This window comes from Occallatibacter sp. (genome assembly GCF_049802275.1).
Classification (GTDB): Bacteria; Acidobacteriota; Terriglobia; order Terriglobales; family Acidobacteriaceae; genus Telmatobacter.
Genome location: NZ_JBARMD010000752.1, coordinates 1 through 4,592, shown reverse-complemented (window position 1 = coordinate 4,592; position 4,592 = coordinate 1). Strand labels below are relative to the sequence as shown.

General features: G+C 58.8%; 7 protein-coding genes. 4 read left to right on the top strand and 3 right to left on the bottom strand.

From position 1 onward, the window contains the following. Together WA354_RS25270 and WA354_RS25265 are read left to right on the top strand one after the other, a co-directional pair. Positions 1-420, top strand: a 420-nt coding sequence (locus WA354_RS25270) for a YciI family protein (RefSeq protein WP_472815800.1), incomplete at its 5' end; no start/stop codon positions are given. Positions 421-689: 269 nt separating this feature from the next. Further along, the gene (locus WA354_RS25265) at positions 690-1,091 is read left to right on the top strand and encodes a YciI family protein (RefSeq protein WP_472815799.1); all 402 of its coding nucleotides are present in this window, start codon (positions 690-692) and stop codon (positions 1,089-1,091) included. Positions 1,092-1,304: 213 nt separating this feature from the next. Here the strand turns inward: WA354_RS25265 and WA354_RS25260 are convergent, their stop codons facing one another. Next, entirely contained in the window at positions 1,305-1,802 is a 498-nt protein-coding gene (locus WA354_RS25260; protein WP_472815798.1) for a thioredoxin family protein, read from the bottom strand. Between the two features lie 115 nt (positions 1,803-1,917). Here WA354_RS25260 and WA354_RS25255 point away from each other — a divergent pair, with 115 nt between their 5' ends. After that, on the top strand, positions 1,918-2,355 hold the full coding sequence (locus WA354_RS25255; RefSeq protein WP_472815797.1) for a hypothetical protein: 438 nt from the start codon (positions 1,918-1,920) through the stop codon (positions 2,353-2,355). A gap of 122 nt (positions 2,356-2,477) precedes the next feature. Continuing rightward, positions 2,478-2,708, top strand: coding sequence for a twin-arginine translocase TatA/TatE family subunit (tatA, locus tag WA354_RS25250; RefSeq protein WP_472810545.1), 231 nt, complete (start codon positions 2,478-2,480; stop codon positions 2,706-2,708). A 93-nt stretch (positions 2,709-2,801) separates the two neighbouring features. Here tatA and WA354_RS25245 read toward each other — a convergent pair whose 3' ends face one another. Together WA354_RS25245 and WA354_RS25240 are read right to left on the bottom strand one after the other, a co-directional pair. Continuing rightward, positions 2,802-3,647, bottom strand: coding sequence for an EamA family transporter (locus WA354_RS25245; protein WP_472815796.1), 846 nt, complete (start codon positions 3,645-3,647; stop codon positions 2,802-2,804). Positions 3,648-3,649: 2 nt separating this feature from the next. Then, positions 3,650-4,592: VWA domain-containing protein (locus WA354_RS25240; protein ID WP_472815795.1), on the bottom strand; the 943-nt coding region annotated here is incomplete at its 5' end.

Below are 4,592 nucleotides of genomic sequence, written 5' to 3'. Positions count from 1 at the left end.
CGGTTCCTGAGTGAACAGGAAACGAGGCCTCGAAACAAGTCACGAAAAACAAGGAGAAAAGTCATGCCCCAATATTTGGTTTGTAACTACATGCCGGACGACTTCGACCCGTCCGTCATAACCGAAGAGATGATGGAACAGATTCACGCGCTCAACCGCGAAATGATTGCTGCTGGCGTGAGGAAATTCGCCTGCGGCATTGCGCCGCCCGCCAGCGCGAAGACGCTGCGGACTCAGCGCGACGGAAAGGTGCTCGTCACCGATGGACCGTACACCGAGACCAAGGAGCACATGGGCGGCTTCTGGATACTGGAATGCGCCAATATGGACGAGGCGCTGGCATGGGCGAAGAAGGGCGCCATTGTCTGCGATGTGGCCGGCGAGGTGCGTGAGCTTCTCTTCTTCCCGGCCCCGGAATAAGCAGCGGAATAGTTTCGCCCGCCGCGACTTCGGAAGATGCACCGCAGAGCACGCTGCATCATTATTCGATGGAAAAGCCGGGAACGACAGAACGTCCCCACATGTTGATGACAAAGCCACGATACGCGGTGAATCAGGATTTGCAGGGGCTGATAAAGCCCGCACGTCTCATTGGGCTTTCTCGGCACGACTGTCGTGCCCTGTTACAAAGCCCGTTCACAGCGTTTCAGGGTTTGCTGTAGCTCCCGCCCAGGGAGAGGAGGAGAACAATGAAATACATCTGTTTTGGCTACTACGATAAATCCAAATTCGAAGGCATGACTGAGAGCGAGCGAAACGCGATGTTCGATACATGCTTTGAATATGACGACCATCTTCGCGCCAATGGGAACTGGGCCGGTGGAGAAGCGCTTCAGGGGCCGGAGACCGGCCTGACTCTACAGAGGAAAAACGGCAAGGTGGCAACCACCGACGGCCCCTATGCCGAAACCAAGGAACAACTCGGCGGCATTCTCCTTCTTGAGGCGAGGGACATGAATCATGCGGTACAGCTCATCGGCCAGCATCCGTCGCTGACGTACGGCAACATTTGGGAGATTCGGCCGGCGGGGGACATGGGCGAAATCATCAAGGCAAGTGAGCGGCGCCGGAGACAGGTCGTTGCACCCTGAAGACGGTTCCAGCTCACGGACGGAATCGAAAGCGCTGGCACGCGTAAGGAAAATCGCGGCCAGCGCTGCAGCGATTTTCCGCAGCGCCAGCTGTTGCCAACAGCGCGATGCGCTCATAGCGCCCAGATAAGCATCTCACCAGGTTCCAGTTGGGTCGTTGGCACTCGGACCTTTGAGAATCTTGCGTGCGCGGCCTGATTCGCGATCACGCGCTCAGCAAGTTACTACCATCACGCTGCAGCCGGGCTTTGTTGGCTTCCACTGCACGAGAAAACTGGTGACAGAATTCGGCTCCATGTGGCCCATCTTTTCGAATTCGCCGTTCTTCTGGCTCAAGAGCACCTTGCCCGTATCGCTCAGCACAACCAGCGCAGGCACGCCTTTTTCGAGGGGAATGCCGTAACGTTGAGCGAGATCAAGATTGGCGTCATAGTGCCCCACATTTACGTGGACCAGAACGTAATTCGATTCGAGGATCGGCGCGTTCTGCGCATTGTGGAAGTAAATATCCAGCACATGGCAGTCTCCGCACCAGTTTCCGCCGAAGTCTATGATGACGCGCTTGTGCGTTGCGGCTGCTGTCTTGAGCGCAGCAGCGAGGTCAGTCCTGGCTTGCGCAGGATCAGGATAGATATCGCGGCTGGCAGAAAGTGCCGGTGTGGCAATCAATGCCACGGCGGCAATCAGGCCGAAAAGCTTGGTAGATTTCATGGGCGGGGACTCCTCCAGCGGCCTCTTCAAGTCTGACATAGGGATGCAGCGGCCCGCCATGAAGTTACCAATGTTCGCGCTAACCCTCGCTGCGAAGATTTAGTCTTTATTGTGAATGAGCAAGCTGCGCCAGAAGCTTGAATCGCATGCGTTCCCTGACCTGGGAGCGATGATGGAGGGCTACGCGCAGGCGGCGGTCGAGATGGCGAAGAGCGAGTTCCGGCAGGCGCTTGATTTCTCTGCCGATTCGATCAATGCGCTCGACGAGATTCTTGTTCTACTTGGCGAGAGCCCGGAGATTGATCTCGATTTCGAATCCCGCCTGTGGGGGAGCTACCTGGGTGAGGTGCTTCGAAAACGCTATGCCGGTTCATGGGAGATGACGCAGTATCCGGGCGGAGAGCACGCTGTTCCGGCGGTGGATGTGCGGGGATCGAGGCTGTTTCCGTTGATGAAGGTTTATCGGCGCCTGACGCTTGGCGACGAGGAGGACCTGCGCAGCTTTTACGCCATGGTGACCGAACGGCTGGGCAATCCGGCGAAGGTGAACTGACGTACTTCAGAAGTCCAGCGGCTGGAACATGAGTGGCATTGATCACACCGGGCTGTTGGCTTTGTGCGACAATTGAGGGTGAAAAGCGCGGTTCCAGCACGGGACGCGCGGAAGGATACACAATGGGCGATCTATTACAGCCATGGCATCTGATTCTGCTGGCGATTGTGGCGTTTCTGCTTTTCGGCGCCAAGCGGCTACCAGAGCTCGGCAAGGGGCTAGGCGAAGGGTTGAAAGGGTTTAGGGAAGGCATCAAGGGAGTGACCGATCCAGCTCCTCCTACGACACAGCAGAGCACGCAGACACCCCCTCCCCCCCCACCCGCAAGCAGCGAGCCCCCAAAGCAGGCTTAGATCTGAAGCGGTTTGCGCTTGGAGTGAGCACTCGAGTTTTGAGAAAGGCCTGTGCCGTGTGGCGCGGGCCTTTCTGTTTATGCGCTTTTCAGGTCAGGCGCTGAGCAGCGCCACTGCAGCCAGCGCCAGCCCCATTCCCGCCACCTGTCGCTTCGTTGGCCGCTCTCGCAGGATGATCCCCGCAAGCAGGATGGTCCCTGCCGGATACAAGGAACAGATGACTGCGGCAACGTCGAGGCGGCCAAGTTGCGAAGCCAGCATGTAAAAGAGATTGCCGACGGTATCCAGCGATCCGGACACGATGCCGGCGATCCAGAACCCGCGCCAAGGTCCCTTGGGCGGCGCTACCGAGACAACGAGCAGAATGGCGATGACTCCCGCGATTCTGCCCGCAGTGAGCGCCCATAGAACTCCACCCGCTGCGGCGGTCTTGAAGAGAATCAGCTGGGCACCGAATCCGACTCCGGCGCTTGCTCCGAGAAGCAGCGCGTGTCGAGAGGTAGCCGCGCCCTCCTTCGCTGGTGAATGCGAAATCAGCCAGATCGCTGCCAGACCAATGGCCAGGCCAACCATGGTGATGGCACTGGGCCAGCCGGAGTGGAACAGTTCGAAGGTCATGGGTACGAGGGCAGTCACGACACCCGTAAGGGCGGCGGTGAGCCCCAGGGCACCCATCGCCAGCGCCCGGTAGAAGACTGCCAGCGCGATCGCTCCTTCGAATCCGCCGATGGCTGCGTTGACCAGGTAGCTCATTCCCGGTAAGGCTGGCCGGAGCACACAGCAGATCACCAGAAGCCCCGCCAGGGACACAATCTGCCCTGATGCTGTGATGAGTAAGGTCGAAGCCCGGCGCGCGCCCCAGCCGCCGGCAAAGTCTGACCCGCCCCACGTGGCCGCGGAGAGCAAGCCGAGGCCAGCTGCAGCTCCAGAAGAGCTCATGTTTAGTGCTGGTAATCCTGGCCGGAGGGGTAGTAGCCCTTTTTGGCGATGACGTCCACGCCAGGCCGATCCACGCGCACCTCGATCTTCCGGTATTTGCCGTCGATCAGAGGTTCGTGGCTGGCGTATACCAGCGTGTACTGGTTGCGCGCCTCTTGTGTAAGCAGTGCGTAGCTCTTTTCAATTCCGTTCAGATTACCCTCTGAATCCACAATGCCGCCTGTCGCCGTCACATACCCATACAACCGGTTGTCATACATGGTGAACGGCAGGTGCAAGCGGCTTACGTAACCCTCGCCCCAGCGGGCAGAGTCGCCCACCAAGGTGCCGTAGACTGCGATCTTGTTGGTCTGGAGATAGCGAAGCACGTCCTTGTAGGTCGCCTTGCTGCCGTACTCCTTGCCATCGGAGATCACGTAGATGACGCGCCGACGCTCCTTCGGCCGCGTCGAAAGCTCCTTGGCGGCTTTCAGGATCGCATCGTTGAGGGTGTGGATCTCTTTCGGGATTGTGATAAACGAACTGCTCCCCGTGGCACCCCCTTGCTGGATGGTGGGATTCGAATCGACGCAACCGCCGTTTTTCACGATGGCGCAGGGGCCGAATGCGCCGGAGTTGGTGGGTACTTGATCATCGCGTCCGACTGATTTTGCCAGGGCCAGCACAGCGGGTACGCGATTGCCTTGCGCACCTGTAAAGCCGGTCCACTCGCGCGGGCCGTTGTTGTAGGAGAAGATCGCCACCTCATCGTAGGGCGAGAGAGCACCCTGAAAGGCTCCCAGAGAGTCATTCACCTTGGCCATCACGTCTGAGGTCAAGCTCTGGTCGATGACAAACGCGATCGACAAGGGAGCCGGGTCAACGGTGAATATTTTGAGGGGCTCCCACGTGTCGTTTTCGTAAACCCTGAAATCACGCCAGGTCAACCCTGCGATGGGCTTGCCT

What these genes read in the sequence shown, in the direction of transcription:
- WA354_RS25245 (WP_472815796.1), bottom strand. Translation starts at nt 3,647, where the DNA reads ATGAGCTCTTCTGGAGCTGCAGCTGGCCTCGGCTTGCTCTCCGCGGCC.
- tatA (WP_472810545.1), top strand. Translation starts at nt 2,478, where the DNA reads ATGGGCGATCTATTACAGCCATGGCATCTGATTCTGCTGGCGATTGTG.
- WA354_RS25265 (WP_472815799.1), top strand. Translation starts at nt 690, where the DNA reads ATGAAATACATCTGTTTTGGCTACTACGATAAATCCAAATTCGAAGGC.
- WA354_RS25255 (WP_472815797.1), top strand. Translation starts at nt 1,918, where the DNA reads ATGAGCAAGCTGCGCCAGAAGCTTGAATCGCATGCGTTCCCTGACCTG.
- WA354_RS25260 (WP_472815798.1), bottom strand. Translation starts at nt 1,802, where the DNA reads ATGAAATCTACCAAGCTTTTCGGCCTGATTGCCGCCGTGGCATTGATT.